This is a genomic window from Pseudarthrobacter xylosi, from assembly GCF_055412765.1.
Genome location: NZ_JBVAYT010000008.1, coordinates 210,453 through 230,890 on the forward strand (window position 1 = coordinate 210,453; position 20,438 = coordinate 230,890).

Annotated in this window: 27 protein-coding genes and 1 pseudogene; 13 read left to right on the plus strand and 15 right to left on the minus strand. The window is 65.5% G+C overall.

The genetic code is table 11. The annotated features are described in order from the left end of the window. The first annotated feature begins 22 nt into the window (after window positions 1–22). The 9 genes from ACZY1F_RS17025 to ACZY1F_RS17065 all read left to right on the plus strand — a co-directional run bounded on the left by ACZY1F_RS17025 (window position 23) and on the right by ACZY1F_RS17065 (window position 9,774). Complete coding sequence (locus tag ACZY1F_RS17025) at window positions 23–958, plus strand: glycine betaine ABC transporter substrate-binding protein (protein WP_463943244.1); 936 nt, start codon at window positions 23–25, stop codon at window positions 956–958. A 2-nt stretch (window positions 959–960) separates the two neighbouring features. Beyond that, on the plus strand, window positions 961–1,518 hold the full coding sequence (gene fae / locus ACZY1F_RS17030) for a formaldehyde-activating enzyme (RefSeq protein WP_463943245.1): 558 nt from the start codon (window positions 961–963) through the stop codon (window positions 1,516–1,518). Between the two features lie 5 nt (window positions 1,519–1,523). Further along, entirely contained in the window at window positions 1,524–2,627 is a 1,104-nt protein-coding gene (locus ACZY1F_RS17035) for a mandelate racemase/muconate lactonizing enzyme family protein (RefSeq protein ID WP_463943247.1), read from the plus strand. An 11-nt stretch (window positions 2,628–2,638) separates the two neighbouring features. Beyond that, window positions 2,639–4,159: an aldehyde dehydrogenase gene (locus ACZY1F_RS17040; RefSeq protein ID WP_463943249.1), complete on the plus strand. Its 1,521-nt coding sequence runs from the start codon at window positions 2,639–2,641 to the stop codon at window positions 4,157–4,159. Between the two features lie 24 nt (window positions 4,160–4,183). Beyond that, window positions 4,184–5,173, plus strand: a complete 990-nt coding sequence (locus tag ACZY1F_RS17045) for an NAD(P)-dependent oxidoreductase (protein ID WP_463943251.1) — start codon at window positions 4,184–4,186, stop codon at window positions 5,171–5,173. A gap of 1 nt (window position 5,174) precedes the next feature. Next, window positions 5,175–6,362 (plus strand): iron-containing alcohol dehydrogenase family protein, encoded by a 1,188-nt coding sequence (locus ACZY1F_RS17050; RefSeq protein WP_463943252.1) that lies wholly within the window; start codon window positions 5,175–5,177, stop codon window positions 6,360–6,362. 24 nt (window positions 6,363–6,386) lie between these two features. After that, the gene (locus ACZY1F_RS17055) at window positions 6,387–7,868 is read left to right on the plus strand and encodes an NAD-dependent succinate-semialdehyde dehydrogenase (RefSeq protein ID WP_463943301.1); all 1,482 of its coding nucleotides are present in this window, start codon (window positions 6,387–6,389) and stop codon (window positions 7,866–7,868) included. Continuing rightward, window positions 7,868–8,548, plus strand: a complete 681-nt coding sequence (locus tag ACZY1F_RS17060; RefSeq protein WP_463943254.1) for an SDR family oxidoreductase — start codon at window positions 7,868–7,870, stop codon at window positions 8,546–8,548. Before ACZY1F_RS17055 ends, ACZY1F_RS17060 begins: the two co-directional genes overlap by 1 nt. Window positions 8,549–9,177: 629 nt before the next feature. Beyond that, window positions 9,178–9,774 (plus strand): NAD(P)-dependent oxidoreductase, encoded by a 597-nt coding sequence (locus ACZY1F_RS17065; RefSeq protein WP_463943256.1) that lies wholly within the window; start codon window positions 9,178–9,180, stop codon window positions 9,772–9,774. Between the two features lie 659 nt (window positions 9,775–10,433). Here ACZY1F_RS17065 and ACZY1F_RS17070 read toward each other — a convergent pair. Beyond that, entirely contained in the window at window positions 10,434–10,607 is a 174-nt protein-coding gene (locus ACZY1F_RS17070; protein ID WP_463943258.1) for a CsbD family protein, read from the minus strand. 152 nt (window positions 10,608–10,759) lie between these two features. On the opposite strand from ACZY1F_RS17070, the gene ACZY1F_RS17075 reads away from it, so the two are divergent. The 3 genes from ACZY1F_RS17075 to ACZY1F_RS17085 all read left to right on the plus strand — a co-directional run bounded on the left by ACZY1F_RS17075 (window position 10,760) and on the right by ACZY1F_RS17085 (window position 12,858). Further along, window positions 10,760–11,023, plus strand: coding sequence for a GlsB/YeaQ/YmgE family stress response membrane protein (locus ACZY1F_RS17075; RefSeq protein WP_463916005.1), 264 nt, complete (start codon window positions 10,760–10,762; stop codon window positions 11,021–11,023). A gap of 242 nt (window positions 11,024–11,265) precedes the next feature. Continuing rightward, window positions 11,266–11,709, plus strand: a complete 444-nt coding sequence (locus tag ACZY1F_RS17080; RefSeq protein ID WP_463943260.1) for an Hsp20/alpha crystallin family protein — start codon at window positions 11,266–11,268, stop codon at window positions 11,707–11,709. 810 nt (window positions 11,710–12,519) lie between these two features. Next, a complete protein-coding gene (locus tag ACZY1F_RS17085; RefSeq protein WP_463943262.1) occupies window positions 12,520–12,858 on the plus strand; it encodes a hypothetical protein in 339 nt (112 codons plus the stop codon). Window positions 12,859–13,047: 189 nt separating this feature from the next. On the opposite strand, the gene ACZY1F_RS17090 is transcribed toward ACZY1F_RS17085, so the two are convergent. The 13 genes from ACZY1F_RS17090 to ACZY1F_RS17150 form a co-directional block, all read right to left on the minus strand. Continuing rightward, window positions 13,048–13,368 (minus strand): hypothetical protein, encoded by a 321-nt coding sequence (locus ACZY1F_RS17090; RefSeq protein WP_463943264.1) that lies wholly within the window; start codon window positions 13,366–13,368, stop codon window positions 13,048–13,050. Window positions 13,369–13,424: 56 nt separating this feature from the next. Further along, window positions 13,425–13,625, minus strand: coding sequence for a hypothetical protein (locus ACZY1F_RS17095; protein ID WP_463943265.1), 201 nt, complete (start codon window positions 13,623–13,625; stop codon window positions 13,425–13,427). 6 nt (window positions 13,626–13,631) lie between these two features. Beyond that, complete coding sequence (locus ACZY1F_RS17100) at window positions 13,632–13,832, minus strand: Lsr2 family DNA-binding protein (RefSeq protein WP_463943267.1); 201 nt, start codon at window positions 13,830–13,832, stop codon at window positions 13,632–13,634. Window positions 13,833–14,030: 198 nt separating this feature from the next. After that, on the minus strand, window positions 14,031–14,369 hold the full coding sequence (locus ACZY1F_RS17105) for a hypothetical protein (protein WP_463943269.1): 339 nt from the start codon (window positions 14,367–14,369) through the stop codon (window positions 14,031–14,033). Beyond that, window positions 14,366–14,959, minus strand: coding sequence for an Asp23/Gls24 family envelope stress response protein (locus ACZY1F_RS17110; protein WP_463943270.1), 594 nt, complete (start codon window positions 14,957–14,959; stop codon window positions 14,366–14,368). Before ACZY1F_RS17110 ends, ACZY1F_RS17105 begins: the two co-directional genes overlap by 4 nt. Continuing rightward, on the minus strand, window positions 14,956–15,525 hold the full coding sequence (locus tag ACZY1F_RS17115; RefSeq protein WP_463943271.1) for an RNA polymerase sigma factor: 570 nt from the start codon (window positions 15,523–15,525) through the stop codon (window positions 14,956–14,958). Before ACZY1F_RS17115 ends, ACZY1F_RS17110 begins: the two co-directional genes overlap by 4 nt. A 110-nt stretch (window positions 15,526–15,635) precedes the next feature. Continuing rightward, complete coding sequence (locus tag ACZY1F_RS17120; RefSeq protein WP_463943272.1) at window positions 15,636–15,908, minus strand: GlsB/YeaQ/YmgE family stress response membrane protein; 273 nt, start codon at window positions 15,906–15,908, stop codon at window positions 15,636–15,638. A 406-nt stretch (window positions 15,909–16,314) separates the two neighbouring features. Continuing rightward, on the minus strand, window positions 16,315–16,920 hold the full coding sequence (locus tag ACZY1F_RS17125) for a hypothetical protein (RefSeq protein WP_463943274.1): 606 nt from the start codon (window positions 16,918–16,920) through the stop codon (window positions 16,315–16,317). Further along, window positions 16,917–17,498, minus strand: coding sequence for a hypothetical protein (locus ACZY1F_RS17130; protein ID WP_463943276.1), 582 nt, complete (start codon window positions 17,496–17,498; stop codon window positions 16,917–16,919). Before ACZY1F_RS17130 ends, ACZY1F_RS17125 begins: the two co-directional genes overlap by 4 nt. After that, the gene (locus tag ACZY1F_RS17135) at window positions 17,495–17,896 is read right to left on the minus strand and encodes a hypothetical protein (RefSeq protein ID WP_463943278.1); all 402 of its coding nucleotides are present in this window, start codon (window positions 17,894–17,896) and stop codon (window positions 17,495–17,497) included. The genes ACZY1F_RS17130 and ACZY1F_RS17135 overlap by 4 nt, the downstream gene beginning before the upstream one ends. After that, on the minus strand, window positions 17,893–18,084 hold the full coding sequence (locus ACZY1F_RS17140) for a DUF2273 domain-containing protein (protein ID WP_463943280.1): 192 nt from the start codon (window positions 18,082–18,084) through the stop codon (window positions 17,893–17,895). Before ACZY1F_RS17140 ends, ACZY1F_RS17135 begins: the two co-directional genes overlap by 4 nt. Continuing rightward, the gene (locus tag ACZY1F_RS17145) at window positions 18,081–18,602 is read right to left on the minus strand and encodes an Asp23/Gls24 family envelope stress response protein (RefSeq protein ID WP_463943282.1); all 522 of its coding nucleotides are present in this window, start codon (window positions 18,600–18,602) and stop codon (window positions 18,081–18,083) included. The genes ACZY1F_RS17140 and ACZY1F_RS17145 overlap by 4 nt, the downstream gene beginning before the upstream one ends. 295 nt (window positions 18,603–18,897) lie before the next feature. Then, on the minus strand, window positions 18,898–19,077 hold the full coding sequence (locus ACZY1F_RS17150) for a CsbD family protein (RefSeq protein WP_463943284.1): 180 nt from the start codon (window positions 19,075–19,077) through the stop codon (window positions 18,898–18,900). Window positions 19,078–19,196: 119 nt separating this feature from the next. Here ACZY1F_RS17150 and ACZY1F_RS17155 point away from each other — a divergent pair, with 119 nt between their 5' ends. After that, window positions 19,197–19,508: a hypothetical protein gene (locus ACZY1F_RS17155; RefSeq protein ID WP_463943285.1), complete on the plus strand. Its 312-nt coding sequence runs from the start codon at window positions 19,197–19,199 to the stop codon at window positions 19,506–19,508. A 668-nt stretch (window positions 19,509–20,176) separates the two neighbouring features. Here ACZY1F_RS17155 and ACZY1F_RS17160 read toward each other — a convergent pair. Further along, window positions 20,177–20,357 (minus strand): annotated as a pseudogene (locus ACZY1F_RS17160) (integrase); the annotation flags it as partial. Window positions 20,358–20,438: the final 81 nt, after the last annotated feature.

The window sequence follows — 20,438 nt, forward strand, 5'->3', positions numbered from 1 at the left end:
CATCACCCTAAAGGACCCCATCATGAAGAAACCCGTTCTCGCCCTCTTGGCCACCGGCGTCGTTGCCGCCATGAGCCTTACCGCCTGCGGCGGTTCCGCGACATCGTCGACCAGCGAGGCGAAAGGGAACGAACTCGAAGGACTGACCGGCGTCTTCGGTGCCAAGGACTTCTCCGAGCAGTTCATCCTCTCCCACATCACCAGCCAGATGCTCAACGCCCACGGCGCCGAAACAACCACCAACACCAGCGTGGTGGGCTCCGCCAATGTCCGCACGGCCTTCGAAACCGGGCAGTTTGCCGGCTACTGGGAGTACACGGGAACGTCCTGGATCACTTACAACAAGCAGACCACGCCACTGAAGGACAAAGCCGAAATGTTCCAGGCCGTGAAGGACGCCGACGCCAAGAAAGGCATCGCTTGGCTGGACCCGGCCCCGCTGAACAACACCTACGCCTTTGCCGTCCGCGAGGACAAAGCCAAGGAACTGAACATCAAGTCCCTCTCCGACGTAGCCAGCCTCCCAGCGAAGGAGCAGACCTTCTGCATGGAGAGTGAATTTTCAACCCGCGACGACGGCTGGCCCGGACTGCAGAAGCAGTACGGACTGAGCCCGGAGGCGAAGGTCTCCATGCTGGACACCGGAGTCATTTACACCGCGACCCAGAAGGGACAGGACTGCAACTTCGGCGAAGTCTTCGAAACGGACGGGCGGATCGCTGCCCTGAAACTCAAGGTCATGGAGGATGACAAGCAGTTCTTCCCCATCTACCAGGGCGCCCTCACCATCAAGGCCGACATCCTCGCAAAGTACCCCGCCATCGCCGACATCATGGCCAAGGTCTCACCGAAACTCACCACCGAGGTCATGCAGCAACTCAACGCCAAAGCCGACGTCGACGGAGACGATCCGGACGAAATCGCTAAGGAATGGCTCGAATCCGAAGGACTGATCTAACCATGACCACTCAAACACAGACCGCCCACGAGGTTCAGGTGCTGCCCGAGGAGCAGGCAGATGTCCAGATCGGCGAATCGTTCATCGGCGACGGCGTCAACGCAGCTCACGTGAACACCGTCCTGGGCCACCGGAATGGTCCCGCCGGCACGGCGTGGGCCACAGCACTGGCCACACCCAGCGAAGGCCACGTCCCCTTCGTCACCGTGCTCCGCCCCTCGCTTCCGGTCAAGCCGCTGACCCTTTTCGTCACCAAAGCGGCTCCCGCCAGCGACCGGCACGGGATCCTGATCTGGGGCGCGGCGCAGGCAGGCATCGCCGCTGGCGTCGCGGACGCCCTGCACAACGGAACCGTCACCGAAGAACAGGCCGACTCACACGTGGTGATCGCAGCCGTGTGGGTCAACCCTGACGCCGATGACGAAGACATCGTCTACCGCAACAACCGCGAATCCGTCCGCACCGCACTCGCCAACGGAGCACACCGGCTGCCCGCAACCGCGGCCGTGATCGACGCACGCAACTCCCCGTCCAACCCCTTCTTCACCCCGCGAGGCTGACAACAATGAAGATCACCGCAATCCGGCTGACCCGCATGGTCCTGCCCCTTGACCCTCCCTTCAGCGCCGCCTGGGATCCGGTACCCCGGACGTCGTTCCCGGCCACTCTGGTGGAGGTGGACACCGACGAAGGCATCACTGGCGTAGGCTCCGGGGACACCATGGACGGCTTCGAAGCCTACGAGCACCTCTTCATCGGCACCGACCCGATGGCCATCCTCAACCAGGTCCGCCGGATCGAAACGATCAACTTCCACGGCGGCCGGTACTGGCCCCTCGAAGCCGCGCTCTGGGACATCATCGGCAAAGTGGCCGGACTCCCGGTTGCAACCCTGTTCGGCGGGGCCCGGGACAAGCTGCTGGCCTACGCCTCTTCCGGGGAACTGAAGGCACCGGCCGCCCGGGCAGAATCCGCACTGGCCGCCAAAGACCGTGGCTTCAAGGCCATGAAGATCCGCATCGCCCGGGACCGGCTCGAGGAAGGCGTGGAATCCGTCCGTGCCGCCCGCGAAGCCGTGGGCAGCGACTTTGACCTGATGGTGGACCTGAACCAGATGTGGCGCATGAGCGGTGACATCGAACCCGCCCTGGAACTGTCCAAAGTGCACAAGCTCGCCTCCCAACTGGCCGAACTGGACGTCCGCTGGCTGGAAGAACCCCTCCCGCAGGCCGACATCAGAGGTGCACAGCGCGTCCGCGAACAGACGGGAATCCAGGTCTCCGGCGGCGAAATGGTTCGCAGCATGGCCGAGATGATGGCACTGATCGAAGCGGACGCCTACGACATCTACCAGCCCGACGTCGCCCTCGCCGTCGGCATGTACCGGGCACGCCAGGTGGCCGAAACCGCCAACCTGAAACACCGCTTCTTCACCCCGCACACCTGGAGCAACGGCCTCGGACTGCTGGCAAACCTCCACGTCGCTGCCGGCGTCGACGCCGGCCCATACCTGGAGTTCCCCTACGACCCGCCGGGCTGGACCCCTGAACGCCGCGACTTCTTCATGGAGCCGCTGGACATCGACGAAGAAGGCGCCCTCCGCGTACCGGACTTGCCGGGCCTGGGCGCCGTCATCGACTACGACGCCGTCAAGAAGTACTCGGTCTAAGGAACAGGGACATGACTGCAACAAAGAACGACTGGATCGCCCGGGCCGCCGCCCAGCGCCCGGCCACGGGCCTGTTCATCAACGGCAGTTTCCGGACCGCCCGCAACGCCGGGACCTTCCCCACAGTGTCGCCGCGGGACGGTTCACTGACCGCCCACGTGGCGGCGGCAGCGGAGCAGGACGTCGACGACGCGGTGCAGGCAGCCCACCGGGCCTTCGAATCCGGGGCATGGTCGAGGACCGACCGGCGCCATCGCCAGCAGGTCCTCACCCGGCTCGCCGACCTGATCCTCGAAAACCTCGAGGAACTGGCATTGTTGGAATCCACGGACAGCGGCCACCCGATCAATGACGCCCTCGGCGTCGACGTCCCCAGCTGCGCCCGCACCTTCCGCTGGTACGCCGAAGCCCTGGACAAGGTCTACGACGACGTCGCACCCACCCCGCGAGACGCCCTCGCCATCATTTCCCGGGAACCGCTCGGCGTCATCGGCGCCGTGGTGCCCTGGAACTACCCACTGATCATCACCGCCTGGAAAGTCGCCCCCGCCCTCGCCGCCGGCAACTCCGTGGTCCTCAAGCCATCCGAGCAGACCAGCCTCAGCGCCCTCCGCCTCGCCGAACTCGCCACTGAGGCCGGCGTCCCCGACGGCGTCTTCAACGTCACCCCCGGCCTCGGCGAAGTGGCCGGCGCCGCCCTGGGCCGCCACCCGCTGGTAGACAAGATCACCTTCACCGGGTCCCCGGAGGTGGGCCGGTACTTCCAGCGCTACGCCTCCGAATCCAACGGCAAGCAAGTGGCCCTGGAACTCGGCGGCAAGTCGCCCCAGGTGGTGCTGCACGACGTCGGCGACATCGCCGCGTGCGCGTCCGCCGTCGCCTGGGGCATCTTCTACAACGCCGGCCAGACCTGCCACGGCGGCTCCCGGCTGCTGGTGGACGAACGCGTCCACGACGAACTGCTCGAAGAGGTCATCAAGGTGGGCCGCTCGCTCCAGCTCGGCGACCCGCTGGACCCTGCCACCCAGATCGGCGCCATCATCGACGACAAACAGCTGGACAGCATCCTGGGCTACTACAAAATCGCCGACGCTGAAGGCATCAGTTTCGCTTCCGGCGGCACCCAAATCCGGCCGGCCGGCGTCGAGAACGGCTACTACCTCGAGCCCACAATCCTGGACCACGTCAATAACGCCGGACGCATCGGCCAGGAGGAAATCTTCGGCCCGGTCCTGGCCGTCAGCACATTCCGCGGTGCCGCCGAGGGGGTCCGGATGGCCAACGACACCAAATACGGGCTCGCCGCGAGCGTCTGGACCCAGGACATCACCAAGGCCCACACCGTGGCCAGGGAACTGCGAGCCGGCACCGTCTGGGTGAATACCTTCGACGTCGCGGACATCATTACACCGTTCGGCGGCTTCAAGGACTCCGGCTTCGGCAGGGACCGCTCCCTGCATGCACTGGATGCCTACTCCGCCCTCAAAACCACGTGGATCAACCTGGGCGACGCAGCCCTGGACGATGCCTGACTCCCCGGAAACGAGACCTCAACCATGACCGCAACAACTCACGCATCCTCCGTCGGCGCGGCCCCATCGCAAGCGCCCCTGCTTCCCGGAACGGCACGCATCGGCTTCATAGGCCTGGGCAACATGGGCTCCGGCATGACCCGGAACCTGCAGGCCGCCGGCTTCCAGCTGATCGTCAACGACGTCCGCAAGGAATCGGCTGCGGAGCTCCTCAACAACGGCGCCGAGTGGGCGGACAGCGCCGCGGCCGTCGCCGCCGGCTCCGACGTCGTCATCACTATGCTGCCCACACCCAAACACGTCGATACGGTGGCCATGGCGCCCGGCGGCATCCTGGACGGACTGCCCGACGGCGGCACCTGGGTGGACATGTCCACGTCGGTCCCAGACGTGGCCAACAGGGTCCGCGAGGCCGGCGCCACCCGTGGCATCCGCGTCCTGGACGCCCCCGTCAGCGGCATGTCCGTCGGCGCCGCCAGCGGGATGCTGCAGATCTTCATCGGCGGCGAGCGTGCCGACGTCGAACGGCTCCGCCCGGTGTTCGAAGCCATGGGCGACCCCGAACGGATACTGCACGTGGGCGGCCACGGTACCGGCTACGCCGTAAAACTGATGATCAACCAACTGTGGTTCTCCCACCTCGTGGCCACCGCCGAGGTCCTGAGCACCGGCGTCAAAGCCGGCGTGGACCTCGAGGTCCTGCGCCAGGCCCTCATCGCCAGCCCGGCCAACTCCAACTTCGTCCAGAACGACGTCCTGTCCATCCTCAATCACGGCGACTACGACGAGGGCTTCGCCATCGCCCTGGCCTGCAAAGACCTCGGACTGTCGGTGGACCTGGCCCGTTCAGTCGGCGTCCCCGTGGAACTGTCCTCCCTCGTGGAACAGCTCTACCGCCGCGCCAAGGCCCTCTACGGCGACAAAGCAGGCGAAATGACCCCCGTGAAACTCTACGAAGACGCCATCGGCATACAGCTGCGCACCAGCACCGGTGCCGCAGCGGAAGGAGCCTGACATGCACACCCGAATGCAGATCCACGCGGAGCTCGCCTCCACCGAACTGACCCTGGACCCCAAACCCACCGCGTACTTCGGCCGCGGCAGAGTGGCCGAAGTGGGCGGGATTGTTGCCTCGCTCGGCGGAAAGTCCGCACTCATCGTCACGGACCAGTTCCTCGCCACCACGGACGTCGTGGCGGCCGTCCGCACCTCACTCGAGGCCGCGGGACTCTCGGTCACCGTGTTCGACGGCGTCACCCCCAACCCCACCACCACGTGCGTGGACGCCGGCTCCGACCTGGCCGCGGGATCCGGCGTGGACGTCCTGGTGCCGGTGGGCGGCGGCTCCTCCATGGATGCGGCGAAGGGGATCTCCCTGGGCGCCGTGAACCCGGCCCGCGGGGCCGGCCTGGACTACAGCAACCACTTCGCCAACCCGGCGCTGCCCATCGTGGCGGTCCCGACCACGGCCGGCACCGGCGCCGAGGTCAACGCCTTCGGTGTGGTCACCGACGTCGAGGCCCACCGCAAGTTCTACGTGGGCCACGAATCCGCGCTGCCCAAGGCCGCGGTCCTGGACCCGGAACTGACCCTGGGCCTGCCGCCGAAAGCCACGGCCGCCACCGGCATGGATGCCCTGACGCACGCGATCGAGTCCTACTCGTCCATCCGGCAGAACCCCTACTCCGACGGCATCGCCCTGCAGGTGGTGTCCATGGTGGCCGAGTTCCTGCCCCGCGCCGTGGCCGACGGCACCGACATCGAAGCCCGGTCCCAGCTGCTTCTGGCCTCGCACATTGCCGGCGTCGGCTTCTCCCACACCGGCCTGGGCCTGGTGCACGCGATCGCCCACCCGCTGGGCGGCCGCTTCAACATCCCGCACGGACTGGCCCTCTGCCTGGTGATCGAGGACGTGCTGCGGCTGAACCTCCGCAACCGCCTGGACCGGACCGCCCGCCTCGCCTTCGCGCTTGGCGTGGGGGACACCGGAGCCACTACGGGGACGAACGCGGAGGCAGCCGTCACCGCCGTCGCCGGCCTGGCCCGCGAAGTGGGCATGACCGCACGGCTGGCCGATTTCGGCGTCACGGCAGCGGACCTCGACTCGCTCGTGGAGGACACACTGGCCGACGCCGTCATCAACAACACCCCGGTGCCGCCCACCGCCGTCGAAATCCGCACGATCCTCGAGAAAGCGCTCTAAGTGGAAAACACCCTAGCCCCCGCCCTGGCCGAAACGTCCGTGACCGACAAAGAGCGCTCCTTCCTCGCGACCCTCCCGACGCAGCTGTTCATCGACGGAGAATGGACGGACGCATCCGACGGTGCCACGTCCGCCGTCGAGGATCCCTCCACCGGCGTCACTTTGGCATGGATCGCGGACGCTTCACCGGCCGACGGCGGCCGTGCCCTCGCCGCCGCGGCCCGGGTCCAGGACTCCTGGGCGGCGACGCCGCCGCGCGAACGCGGTGAGATACTGCGCCGTGCTTTCGAACTGGTCACGTCCAGGGCCGAGGATTTTGCCCTCGCCATGACCCTGGAAATGGGAAAACCACTGGCCGAATCCCGCGGCGAAGTGGCCTACGGGGCCGAGTTTCTGCGTTGGTTTTCCGAGGAAGCCGTTCGTATTTCCGGCCGCTACTCCACGGCACCGGACGGCAAATCGCGGCTGCTGGTCACCAAGCGCCCCGTGGGCCCGTGCCTGTTCATCACGCCGTGGAACTTCCCGCTGGCCATGGCCACGCGCAAGATCGCCCCGGCCATCGCGGCCGGCTGCACCATGATGCTCAAGCCCGCCAACCTGACCCCGCTGACGGCGCTCCTGCTCACTGAAGTCTTCCGGGAAGCCGGCCTGCCTTCCGGCGTCCTGAACGTCATCCCCACCACGCGCCCGGGCGAGGTGACGGGACCCCTGATTCGGGACAGCCGCCTCCGCAAGCTCTCCTTCACGGGGTCCACCGGCGTGGGCCGTCAACTCATCGCCGACTCCGCCCACCAAGTGCTGCGGACCTCCATGGAACTTGGCGGGAACGCGCCGTTCCTGGTGTTCGAGGACGCCGACCTGGATGCCGCCCTGGACGGCGCCATGCTGGCCAAGCTGCGGAACATGGGCGAGGCCTGCACGGCCGCCAACCGCTTCATCGTGCACGAATCGCTGCTCGGCGAGTTCAGCCGTCGCCTCGCGGAACGAATGGCGTCCCTGAAGCTGGGCCGCGGCTCGGTGGAAGGCACCAACATAGGGCCGCTGATCGATGCCAAGAGCCTGGCCAAGGTGGACGAACTGGTCCGCGACGCCGTCGCCGGGGGAGCCATTGCCCTCACCGGCGGAACGCCGTCGGACGGTGGGGGCTACTTCTACCCGCCCACGGTCCTGAGCAACGTGCCCGGCACCGCGCGCATCCTGCAGGAGGAGGTCTTTGGTCCCGTGGCGCCGGTCGTCGGCTTCTGGACCGAAGCCGAGGCGATCGCCTTGGCTAACGACACAGAGTTCGGCCTGGTGGCCTACGCCTACACCCGCGACCTCAACCGCGGGCTGCGGCTCTCGGAAAAGGTGGACGTGGGGATGTTCGGCCTGAACACTGGCATCGTGTCCAACCCGGCGGCTCCGTTCGGCGGCGTCAAGCAGTCCGGCCTGGGCCGCGAAGGCGGGACGGAGGGCATCGAGGAATACCTTGAGACGCGCTACATCGGCATCGCGGACCCGTCCTGATGCTTCGCATACTTGTCACGGGCGGCACCAGCGGGATCGGTGCCGCCCTGGTCCGCGAGTCCCTCCGCGCCGGGCACACCGTGTTCACGACCGGGCGTGAAGCCGGGCGACTGGCGGAGTTCGTCGAGTCGTGTTCGGCTCTGGGGAACGTCGTGGGTGTTGCGGCGGACGCGGGGGACTGGGAGCAGACCCACGGCGTTGTTGCCGATGCCGTCGAGGCGATGGGAGGGCTGGACGTGGCGGTGGCCAATGCCGGCTTCTCGGCTCCCGGCGACCTGGCCGACGGGGACCCGGGACGGTGGCGGGACATGGTGCTCACCAACGTCTACGGCCCGGCAATCCTGGCGAAGGCTGCGCTGCCGGAGCTCACCGCCAACCGCGGCCACTTCGTGCTGATGGGCAGCACGGCCGGCCGCAAGGTGTATCCGGGCAATCTATACACGGCCACGAAGTGGGCGGTGACAGGTTACGCTGAATCGCTCCGCCAGCAGCTCGTGGGCACCGGTGTCCGGGTGCTGCACCTCGCTCCGGGCCACGTGGATACACCCCTGTGGAACGAAGCACCAGACGCCGCTATTGCACCTGAAGCCGTCGCGGAGGCGTTCCTGTGGGCTTTGTCCCAGCCCGCCGGCGTCGACGTCTCAGAAGTGGCGATCCGGGCCACGGGTCAGGCCTTTTAGCTGATCATCAGTAGGATCTGAGCTTCGACATTTTAGCAGACGACGGACTAACGAGATCCGGCGCTGGCGGAGCGGGTGACGGCGCAGCTCTCGTTGTTGGACAGATCGCGGCGGCCGAAGTGCTCCGGCGGCCGGAGCTTGCGAGCAAGCCGATCATAGTCGGCGGTCGGGGCGCCCCCATGGGGGATTGGCACTGACTCATTGACGGTTTCAGTCATGCTTGGACGTCTTTTGTAGATGGTTCGCTCAGCCTTTCACATGCTTCAGGTGCAGCTCAGGAGGCAGCGGCCGCTGCCAGCCTGCTCTGGCGAAGTGTTGTGCGAACCCGCTGCTAGCCCGCTGTCTGCCCGGCACAGCTCAGGGGCGCCAGCTGCTCCTGAAGCGCTTTCCGCGCGGCCTGGGTGGCGCGTGCGGCTGCTGCCTAACTCGGGTGATAGTAGATCGCTGTGGCGCTGTTCGGGTCCAGATCGTTGATGAGGGGGTCAGGTTGCCGATGGGGTTGCTGATCTTCCTGGGATCTTCCAGCACCTAACGGTCACTGTGCTTCACGCAGAAGACATCAACTGCAGTTGGTGGTTCCGCCCAGGAGGCCGCGAAGCGTCACTACCCCTTGGGCTGGGAAGAATCTCATGTCACGCCCCTTGAGCGGCGGGACCATAGGTGCCGAGGAAGGCTGGCTGAGCATCATGGTCGGCGGTCCCCGGGACGCGGTGGAACGCGTGACACCGGCCTTCGAGCTCTACAGCTCCACAGCGATGTGGTACGGCGGAACCGGTGCCGGGTCAACCGTAAAAGCATGCAACCAGATTGTCGTCGCCGCCACAGTGACAGCCGTGGCTGAGGCAATGGTCCTCGCGGCCACAACAGGACTGGACCTGGAGAAAGTCCAGGCAGTGCTGGCCGGCGGCCTGGCGAACTCCGAAGTCCTCGCGCAAAAGGGAAGGCGCTGGATCGACCGGGACTTCGAAGGCGGCGGATCAGCCAAAAACCAACTGAAGGACCTCCGGTTCATCGCCGAAATTGCCGGGCACATAGGGCTGAGGCTCCCGCTGGCGGCGTGCCTTCTAAAACGCGTTCGAAGACATGGTCGCGGCAGGTGTCGGCGACCTGGACCACACAGGGATCTACCGCACCATCCGCACCTAATCTGCATGTGCGACAGTTCTGCGCTGAGATCTCAGCGCAGAACTGTCGCACATCGGTTCTCATCGTCCTTGTTTCGGTAATGCTCTGGGTCGCAATCACCTCGAGCATGCTTGGCCTTCTCGGGCGCGCTGAACGTCGCTCCGGGCTCAGATATCCCTGTAAGGGTCCCGCCGGTCCAAATGGTCGGCATGGGAGTATGAGCCCCAGGAAAGGGAACATACTCAGCGGGCGCCAGCCTCGGCGGGTAGCCCTGCACCGCTAAAAGAGGTACCCGCTACTCGTGTGCGCGCCGCGGGCGGCCGCCTACCGTGAAGACCGGGGCCGGCGGCGAGTGGTGCGGGCATGAGACCGTTCGCACCACCCCCCAGCCGCCGTCGGCCCCCTTTCTTCTGCCGCCTCCAAGCGGAATCCTGACCGGGTAATTCATGAATCGGATGTTGGTCGCCATCGAAAGGGCCGGCGGACCGCCCGCCCGTCGGCCGGCTACCCTGGAGCGCTGACATGAATGATCCGATAGCCGCACCCTGGCCACCTCGGTATCTGATCCCGCTGTTACGTCTGGCATCCATCCCCTCTTTCCAGCGGGTGGACGCCGACATCAGGGACTCCAGCTCCTGGAGCTCGAACACATCAGCAGCTGTCGTCCCGTTCATTCCTGCGCTGCTGCCCGATATGGTCCGGACACGGAGGAAGGGTGCAACCCGCGTTCGGGCTGCACCCTTCCTTTCTCATGGCCGGATCAGTGTTTGAAGGCGTCCTTGACCTTCTCGCCGGCCTGCTTCAGATCAGCTTTGGCCTGGTCGCCCTGGCCTTCGGCTTTCAGGCCCGGATCGCCTTTGGCTTCTCCGGCGGCTTCCTTGCCCTTGCCGCCCAGTTTCTCGGCGGTGTTTTTGATCTTGTCATCCAAACCCACAGTGACACTTCCTCTCGTTGGTTGCCGCCGGCGATCCGCCCGCGGCTCACTCCTCCATCGTAAAACGATCCTTGCCAGTTGATAAGCATGCTGATTAAATCATGCACATAGCGTCATTCCGGCGCTGATGGTCCCTTGGAAGGAAGTGCGTCATGGGAATTCTCGGATTTCTTCTGCTTGGCCTGATTGCGGGAGCCATCGCCAAGGCCATACTGCCCGGCCGGCAGGGCGGGGGCTGGTTGGTCACCCTGGTTCTGGGCGTCGTCGGGGCGATTCTTGGCGGATGGATCGGCTCACTGATCTTCGGCGGGGGCCTTGCCGACTTTTTTGACCTCAGGACTTGGCTGCTGGCCATTCTTGGCGCCGTGATCGTGCTGGGGATCTTCGGGGCCGTGACCCGCAGGAGCCGGGTCTGACGCCGGTCACTTCATGCTCGGGTTCACCTACCTTCCCTCGTTGTCCGGGGCCTCTGACCGCTTACCGGCCGCGGACAGCGGCGGCTTTCCGCCCCGGACGGGATTTATGTCTGCGGCCACGTCCCTGGCGTGGCGGCCGACACCGTTCCAGGCCAGGCTGGGGCCGTACTATCTGGGCCGAGGACAGGCAGACACCGTCACTTCCTCGGGCCCGCACTGGCAAATTCAGCAAGGAGAAAGACATGGAAAACTTCTTCCGCCGCAGTGGCATCGACGTGCCCGAACCAGTCCGGCGCTTCCTTCAGGGTGAGACGGACGATTGGCTGCGAATCGAGGAATTCCGGGACGGAAACACCTTGGTCGTCAGAACCGACCTCCCCGGCATCGACCCCGACACTGACATCGACATCAACGTCTCAGAGGACACCTTGCAGATTACGGCCCGCCGCGCAGAGCCGGCCAGCAAAGATCAGCCGGGCTACCGGAGCGAATTGCGCTACGGCGAATTTTCGCGCAACGTCCCGATACCCCGTGGGCCCAATCCTGACACTGTCGAGGCCAGCTACATCGACGGCGTCCTCGAAATCCGCGTCCAGCTACCGGAGAAATCCGGAACATCCGCCACGAAAGTCCACGTCACCCGCGGCGGCAACCAGTCACCGGATGCACCCACCTATGACGTCTGAAAGCTCCATGCCGGTCAGAATCAAAGGAGATGCCATGACCATCCCTCCGGAGCGCGAACCCGCACCGTTCCCACCCAGCCCTGTCCCCCCGCCCGGTTCCCCGGACCCGACATCCCCATCTCCGACCAGTCCCTTTCCGGACCCGGATCCAGGTCCTGGCTCTCCCGATCCGACGTCCCCCGTTCCACCCCCTCCGGATCCGACCCCGAATCCGATGCCCCTTCCTGATCCCGGATCACCGAACGAGGATCCGACCCGCAGGTCCTGACGCCGACGCCCACCCCTGCTGGAGTCAGGCGAGCTGGGGCACCCATCACTGCGCGTACCTGGACACCCCCGCAGACCATCCGGCAACCCTGAGCGTGGCGACGGTTGAACAGAGAACAGGACAGCCAAGACGCGGAGCCCCTCGGCCAGGCCGGACGCAGGGACATGACATCCTCAACACAGGGAACAACAGACCGTGAGCACAGAACCATTTACAAACCCTGACCCCGACGATGGCCAAGGTCCCGGCAGCCGCAATGCACCAACGTCCGAGATACCAATGTCCGAGGTAGCCTGCACGAGGCTGGTGGTTAGGCGCAGGGCGGGCTCCTTTGTAGCACTCGGTTGCCTTTAGATTTGAGGCGCTAATACCTGACTTCGACATCGAAGTCATTTCTTTGCGCGGATGCGTGCATCCATACCCCACTTTAGAAAACTGCTCGCTGGCACACACACGGGGCAGGGTGATTTCCTGCTGTCTGCCTGATGATCCTTTCCTGGCTTGGTCTTTCTGGAGGGCAGGTCCGGTGAGACGATGCCCTTATGAGCGATAGACGCAAAGGAATGCGGGATGGCCTGCACCAGCATGCCCATGGTGCGGTGCCGACCCCTCAGCAGACCAGGACCGTCGGACAACGCCGACGGGACGCGGAGGTGAAGCTGGAGCATCACCTGGACGAAGCGCGCCACAAAGACGACGACCCTCACATCACCGACCAGGAAACGGGGACGGCCGGCAGTGAGGAAGTGGATGGCGGGGACGTTGCCGCTATCCAGAACGATGACCAGCTTACTGCCGCCGACCGCGTGGACCTGATCGCCAATCAGGTCATCCCCGAACAGGACGACAACGACACACGGCATCCCAACAGCACGCCCTGAACCGGGGTGTAATAAGGATCCTTTACCGGGCACCCTACCGGGCAGCTCGAGCCGTGCCGCACCACATAAGATGCGCGGCCACCTGGCGTACACCATGGCGATTTTTGCACTGGGACCCGATGATCAGCAACTACGAACCGGCCAGAAATCACGACTGGGCAGACGTGGACGCTTGCCTTGTAGGTTCCTTTAACCAGGGGTTTTATCCGGCGGCCGGTCTCCGGGAATGCGCTCGGGGTGCTTGGGGTCCCGGCCCCGCTCGCGCCAGTACTCGTCGCGCTGCCAGAGGGAGAACCTGATGACGGCGACACCGTAGACAATGAGGAAGACAATCTCGACAGCCACCTTCGCAACCACCCAGGGCATCGGTATGTTCGGGAAGAAGTTCAGGACCCCGAAGGTGATCACGAACGGGAGCGACCAGTAAGTAAGGCGGGTGATCTTCCGCCTGGCCGCCTCCTTGGACGCGGGAGGCTGGGCAGCCTTTGGTTCCTCCGCGGATCGTGGCATGACAGAACTGAACCACCACGCCGGGGTTCCACGCAAGGAGCTTGACGGAAATCTTTTCAGGGCGAAGACTCCGGACTCGCGGATTTTCTACGACCTGTCACTACGAACTTGGCGAGCCTGTCCAGTGACTCCGGGCTCACGGCGAGTTCCACCTTGCCCCCGTCCGTCAGTAAGGTCACGGCTTGGAACCCGTATGCCGGCATGTATTTACGCTCCTTGCCGCTGACCTTCCGGCGCTCCGGAAGAACTTCCTGCACTTCAACTCAGTCGGCCGCCCCGACGTCTCCAGGTTGTCGTAGACCGCGGGCTGGATAACTGTAGCCCCGCCAGGGAACCGCGCCGCGATGGGGCTGCGGGTCCTCGCCTCGGGTGTTGGCCGCTTGGAATGCCTCTCTGATGCTGACCGGGATCTTGCCGTAGGAGCTGACTTGATACCCGTTTGCGATAGCCCACGCGCGGATCACGCCGGGCGCCGGAACCCTGTTCGGCAGCCATGCCGCCGGACTTCCTTGCAGCGGCGCGGGCGGTCCCGGTGCTCTTCCGGCCGGCGGCGATGTAGTGCCCAGCAGCGACCTCAGCGAGGAGGCGCTGACCGCTTCTGTTTTCCCTGTCGTCTTGGCGCTCCGGCGGCCATCCCGGGCGGAGGGGCTGCGGGGGCTTGGCTAATGGTGGTGACTGATCAGGCTGATCCGGACGGATATCTCAATGGTGCCTGGGACCGTGGTTGCGGGTGGTGTGGTGGCGAGGTCGTGCCGGATCGCGGCGGCGACCCGGCGTGCCGTGTCCGGTGCCGGGCGGGTGGTGTCGACCCCGACCCGGACGTGGACGCGGGTGGCGCCGTCGGTTGTCCGGACCGCAACGGAGGGGTCCGGAGGGCTTGTTCCGGTCAGGGTGTCGGCGATGCCTGTGGCGGCCTGTTGCCAGGGTGGGTCTGCCGGGTAGAGCGTTGTGACCCCTGGGATGTCCAGGATCAGCCGGTGCAGTCGTTCGGCGGTGCTCATATGCCGGTCCTTTCCGGTTGGCCGGGCCTGATTCGCAGGTCGGAGACTGTGATGTTGATGCTGCGGATCCTCAGTTCGGTGTGGGTGGTAAGCGCTGCTTCGAGTTGGGTGCGCAGCGTCTCCGCCATGGTGTGGAGGCCATAGCCGTAGAAGGCCGAGACGCGGATGTCCAGATCCACCGGGGCTCCGGGCACGGTGAGGTCCCCGTGCAGGCGGCACCTGCCGATGGTGGCTCCTTCGATGGTGTCCCCGATGTTCCGGATCAGTGCGGTGACTGATCCTTCGGTCTCCCAGAGGCTGTCCCCGGGGTGTTCCGTTGCTATCGGGACGGCCCTCCCGGCCCGGGTTTCCAGGCGCAGGTTGGTCAGGATCTCCCGGAGCCAGGGTTCTTCCGGTTGGCTGGCCATCCGGATGTCGTGTGCCAGGAGCTCCCCCGTGAGCTGGCGCAGGCGCGTCAGTGCGGCGAGGCCGGCCTGACACTCTGGGCAGGAGGTAATGTGGGCTGCGTCCGCGGATTGGCCGGTCTCGAGGTAGTCGTTGAGTTCTTCGATGCTGCGTCCGCAGCCCGGGTCGCCTGTCGGGGCGCTCATTGCCAGGGCCTCATGGTCTTGAGCAGGGCTGTCCTGGCGCGGGCCAGTTTTCCTCTGACGCTGGTCGGGGTGGTCCCGAGTTCGTGGGCGATCTCCTGGTAGGACATGCCGCCGATCTCCTTCAGTGCCCAGCACTTGCGCTGGTCTTCGGGCAGGATGGCCAGGGCAATGGACAGCGCGGACATGCCGGCGTTCGTCATGGCTGCCTCCTCGGGTCCGGTCGCGGGATCATATGTCTCCATCTGTGCTGAGCTGAAGGGATAGTATTTTCTGCGCCGGAGGCAGTCGATGCCGCGGCGGCCAGTGATTCGCATCAGCCAGGCCCGGACCGCGCTTTTGTCCCGGAGGGTGTCCAGCTGTTGCCAGGCCTGCAGCAGGGATTCCTGGACCACGTCGTCGGCGTCGGCCATGGATCCGGTGAGCCGCCGGGCGTAGGCCCGCATGACCGTGCCGTATCGGGTGGCCAGGACTTCGAAGGCTGCCACGTCCCCGTCGGCGGCGCGCTCGGCCAGCAGCCCATCCTCCGCGAGCCAGAGCCCGGGGCCCTCACGGGCAGGGTTCATCATGGCCACACCCTACCGCGTCCGCGGAATGAGACGGCCCTGGAATGGACGATGCCCGTAACCGGTGGCCGCACGTGCCAGGATGTACTTCTGCCTATGTGTGCCACGTCGGGTCAGCGGCGCGTTTTGCGCCTGCGGCCCTTCACCGCGCCGTACACGAGAGTGACGATGAATCCGCCGACGATGGCCAGAAGCCAGGTCCGCATTTCAAAGAACGTGCCCAGGCCGACGCCGAGCAATGCCGAGCCGAGCAAGCCGCCCAGGATCGCTCCGAGAACGCCCAGGACCAGGTTGGGTGGCCAGCCCCCGCCGACGCTGCCGGGCAGGACGGCCTTGACAAGGGCCCCGACGATCAGGCCGAGCACGATGAAACCCAGGATACCCATGGGATGCTCCCTAGGAGTTCAGAGTCACTTATTGGGAAACGCGGTTGCGACGCCTCCGGCCCGGGTCGGTGCGCCGTGCCTGCCGGAGGACGGTGCGTTTGTTTATTTGTTGCTGAAGCCTTCCTTGAGTTTGGTTGCTGCGTGTTTGATGTTCGCCCCGATGTCCCCGGCGGCGTCTTCAGCGAGGCTTTTGCCTGGTCCTTTTGACCTCTATGCTCCAGGTCCTGGTCTCCGGTGAGTTTCCCGGCGGGATCCAGCGGCGGTACCGGCCTTGTCCTCGACTGCGTTCCGCGGCTTGTCATTGTTTCCCGTGGTGGTTGTCCTTTCCTGGTTTGTTGATGTTGTGTTGCCGCCGGGGGCGGCCTTGGTTGTTTTCTCCCCGGGTCCGTGCCCCCGCGGAGGATGCCTAGTGGACCCGTTCGGGGTGGGCGAAGCGGGTCCGTGGGCCGGCGCCGATGCGGACGAGGACGGGTATCTGTTCGCCAAGCACGATGTCCAGTCCGGTGATGATCTCTTCGATGGCGGAGGTGATGTCTGCGGGGGAGGCGCCTTTTCGGGTCTGGAGGCTGAGCTTGAGAGTATGGGCGCCTTTGACGTTCCAGGCCGAGACCGCGGTGGAGAGGAGCTGGCGGTTTTCCGCGGTGGCGTCCCTGATGGACTGGGCAGCGAAGGAGGCCTCCACGGTGGTGGTGCCGTGGCTGGCATCCTCGTGTGCGCCGAGGTCGCCGGTGCGCCCTCGGCCCTGGGATGCGATCCAGCACACTAGCAAAATGACGGTCACGATCAGGAGCAGCAGGGCTGCGGCCGTCGACCAGCTGGTACTGGTCCCGGGGATGGGTGCTGCGTTCAGCTGCTGTTGGGTCCGGTCCAGGATGTCCTGGCCGGTGCGGGTCCATTGCCGCGCCATCTTCGGCGCGGCCCCGGCCCACACGGTCAGGGCGCCGGCGGCGAGGAGAACGGCGCCGATCAGGAACAGCAGGAACCGGTTCAATCCGCGGTGGGTGCTGTTCATGCCCCCACGGCTCCCTGGCCGCTGATCCGAAGAGAGAGCCGTGCCGCGGGCACCAGTGCGTACCGTGCCAGTTCGGCTTCGACGGCCTCTCGTACCCCGGCCTCGTCCACGGGCACCCCGGAGGTGGGGCGGATCAGGAGCTCGATCCTGCGCCGTCCCACGATGGTGGTGACCTGCTCCGGGACCAGGCGTGCCTGCTGCTGGGCGACCCGGGAAAGGGATGAGGCGATGACGTCGTCATCGACGATCACCGCAGCCCGGCCACCGGGGATGCGGTGCCGGGATCTGCCGCCCGGAAGCAGCGCCAACCCAATCAGCACCAGCCCAAGCAATGCCAGCACTGCGCCCCCCGCGACCAGCACCGCCGGGGTGGTGGCGGCCGCCACGTGTGCGGCCCAGTTGGCCATGGACAGCGGCGTGGCCAGCAGTGGCTGCCGCCCGGCTGCGGCCACCGCTATTTCTGCGGCCACCCAGATCGCGAGGAGGATCAACGCGGCGGCGATCAGGACGGAGGCGGCAGCGCGCGAGGAATGCATTTCCCGTCGGCCCATTCTGGAAACATACTGGTTTGCGCTCATCTGACCCTGCCCTCCGCCGGCCGGTGAATGCCGGTCACCCGAATGTCGACCCGGTCCACCTCGGTACCCGCTATCAGGCGTGCCCGGGCGATGATCTCGGTCCGGGCCCGTGACGCGCGCTCATAGACGCTTTCCGCCCGGTCTGCGCGGGAATCCCCGCGCGCCGCCTGCAGGAGTGAGGGGGCCGGAACCGAGATCCTGGCCGTGATGCCAAGGCGTCCCCGGACGTCATGGAGAGCAACCGTGACCGTGTCCAACGGGGTCCCGAACGCGTCGGCCGTGATCGCCTCTACGACGCGGGTCAGGGCCCGGGTGGTGATGCGTGTGTGGCCGGCCCGGCGGTCCGGGACGTCCAGCACGTGCCGCGGTGTCAGCGTGGTAGCCGGGTGGGGGTTCATGAGGAGGAAGTCTTTCCGCGCAGGGCGTTCATGACGCCGCCCAGGTCGAGTCGGCCCTCGGCGGCCCGGCCCAGGACGGCCCCGACGGCCACGAAGAGGGCGACGAAGATGAAGCCCCAGAATCCGAAGATCAGCGCGGTAATCGCCAGGGTCGCTCCCACGGCCATGCCACTGACTGTCGGACTCATGACACCCGGCCCTCCCGTGGAACCGGCGATGCCTGTTCGCCACGGTCCTCATCTTCGGTGTGGGTGTGGATGTCGGTGATGGTGACGTTCACTTCGGTCACTTCCATGCCCGCAAGGTCCTCCACGGCCCGGTACACGGCATCGCGGCAGGCTTCCGCAACGTCCTGGAGCGGGTGGGGATATTCGGCAACGATGGTCAGATCCACGGCCACCTGGGTCTGGCCGACTTCGACGCTGACGCCCTGGGTCAGGTCCTTCTGGCCCACGGCCTCACGGATCGAGCCCATCGCGCGGGCAGCCCCGCCACCGAGGGCATAGACACCGGGAATATCCGCGATCGCGATTCCCGCGAGTTTGGCTATCACGCTGTCAACAATGGTTGTTGTTCCACGGCCGCTGCGGTCGGCCGCAGTCCCGGCGCTGCCCCCGGACGCGCGGGACACCGGGCGCTGGTCCGTGTCCGGGTCATTGAACGGTGAGGGGATTCGCGCCGGTGTTCCCTGAGGCTGAGTCGTCAAAGCAATCACTCCTAAGAATCTGCCGGGCATCATCTGTGATGCCCATACCCTAAAGACGCTCCGGCAGCACCAAACCTCACGGTGCCCCAGGTGTGATGTGCATCACATAGCGAACCTCTGCCGCTTCCAGGCACGCGAATACTTCGCCGAGGCGGGCCCGATCACCGGCTGTCCGCAGCAGCAACCTGATGTCCGTGGGGCTTAACGGCCGGAACAACGACGCGCCGAAAACAAGGGAGGCCGGCGCACGCGCCGACCTCCGAGACCCCCTCCGGCATTGAACCAGTGGGTTCCCCTAGTCCTTCTTCTTGAAAGCGTCCTTAATTTTCTCGCCGGCCTGCTTCAGGTCGGACTTGGCCTGATCGCCTTGGCCTTCGGCCTTGAGACGGTCATCCCCGGTCGCTTCGCCAGCAGTTTCTTTGCCTTTGCCCTTCAGCTTCTCCGCGGCGTTGCGAGCTTTGTCTCCCAAACCCATGGCATTTCTCCCTACGGTTGGCACCCCCACGGACAAACCGGGGGCTAACTCCTCAATCGTATCCGTGGGTGGGAAGATGCCACGTCCCGCGCCAAAATTACCGGAAGGATGCTGATCCAGTGCTCCCGATAAACCAACGTCCCACCGCCGTAATCCGCGACGAATCAGGCTTCATCGTTCCTTCGGAACGATTAGGCGACGAGCAGCGCCGCGAGGCGCGCGCATCCATCTTTGATCAGTTCCGCCACGGCTTCCAGCGGCACACCCCGAAAGAGATCCGAGACGCAATGGCGGCCCGCTGCAAATACGTTGAATCCTGGGAGGAAGAACAGGCCGTGAGGGAATGGGTCCTGAGCCAGCTGGACGGTCTGATCGAGCTCGGCCAGACCAGTCAGATCAACCACCAAGCCACCGAGACTGGTACGCCGTAATTCCTGGATCCCATCGGCGCCCACAAGAACCGGAAGCCGCACCGAGATCTCCTTTGCTGAGCAAAACAGGGGCCGGCACCGGTCACCCCGACACACCACCGGATGGAGTGTCGGTTCGCCGCGTGGACTGGGCCGTCCGGCTGGACGTCCCCGGGCTGCGCTGCTTCGGGCTTTCCGCTTCGGGGAAGGCCGCGCGAGACAAGTACTCCGGGGGCCGCGGCCGCAGCGAGAATAGCTGCGTCGGCCACCGCGGGCATGTTGGGGACTTCCGTTGCCCCCTGTTGCCTCATGTCAATACCTCCGCGAAGGGGCATACGTTGCATCATTGGAAAATCTCCGGCTGGGTCGGCGGTTCCAGTCCTCATTCACGGGTGGTTTGACGGGTGCTGGTTGCTTGGCGGTGGCGAGGGTTTCGAGCCTGCCGGTAAGGGACAGGATCTGCCGGGACAGTGCGGCCGGCCTGACTTTCCGGTATTCGGTGTTCATGCGGTTGGCCGCTTTTGGGTCAGTCCGGGGGTCGGCGGCCGTGCGCTGGTGTGGAGTGGCCGGCGCGTCATGGGTCTTTGTCACCTTCGCTCCGTGGCGGGTCTTGGATACGAGTTTTCGCTGCGGAAGTAGGTAGTTGGTGAAGGTACGGTCCAGCTCCCAGATCTGGTTCAGCAGCTCAAGTTCAGCGGCGGTGTCGTAGCGGAGGTAGCCGACCAGTTCGCGGACCCTGGACCAGTTTTTCTGTTCGACGTGGGCGCCGTCGTTCTTGTTGTAGGGGCGTGAGCGGGTGAAAGTGATCCGGTGTTCCTCGCAGTAGTCGAAGAGTTCGTTATTGATGAACTCGCCTCCGTTGTCCGAATTGTGCCGACATCGGCACAATTCGGATTATGCCGACCTTAGCGTTATGCCGACCTCTTCGCGTGGCTCCTGCTCAGCGGGCTG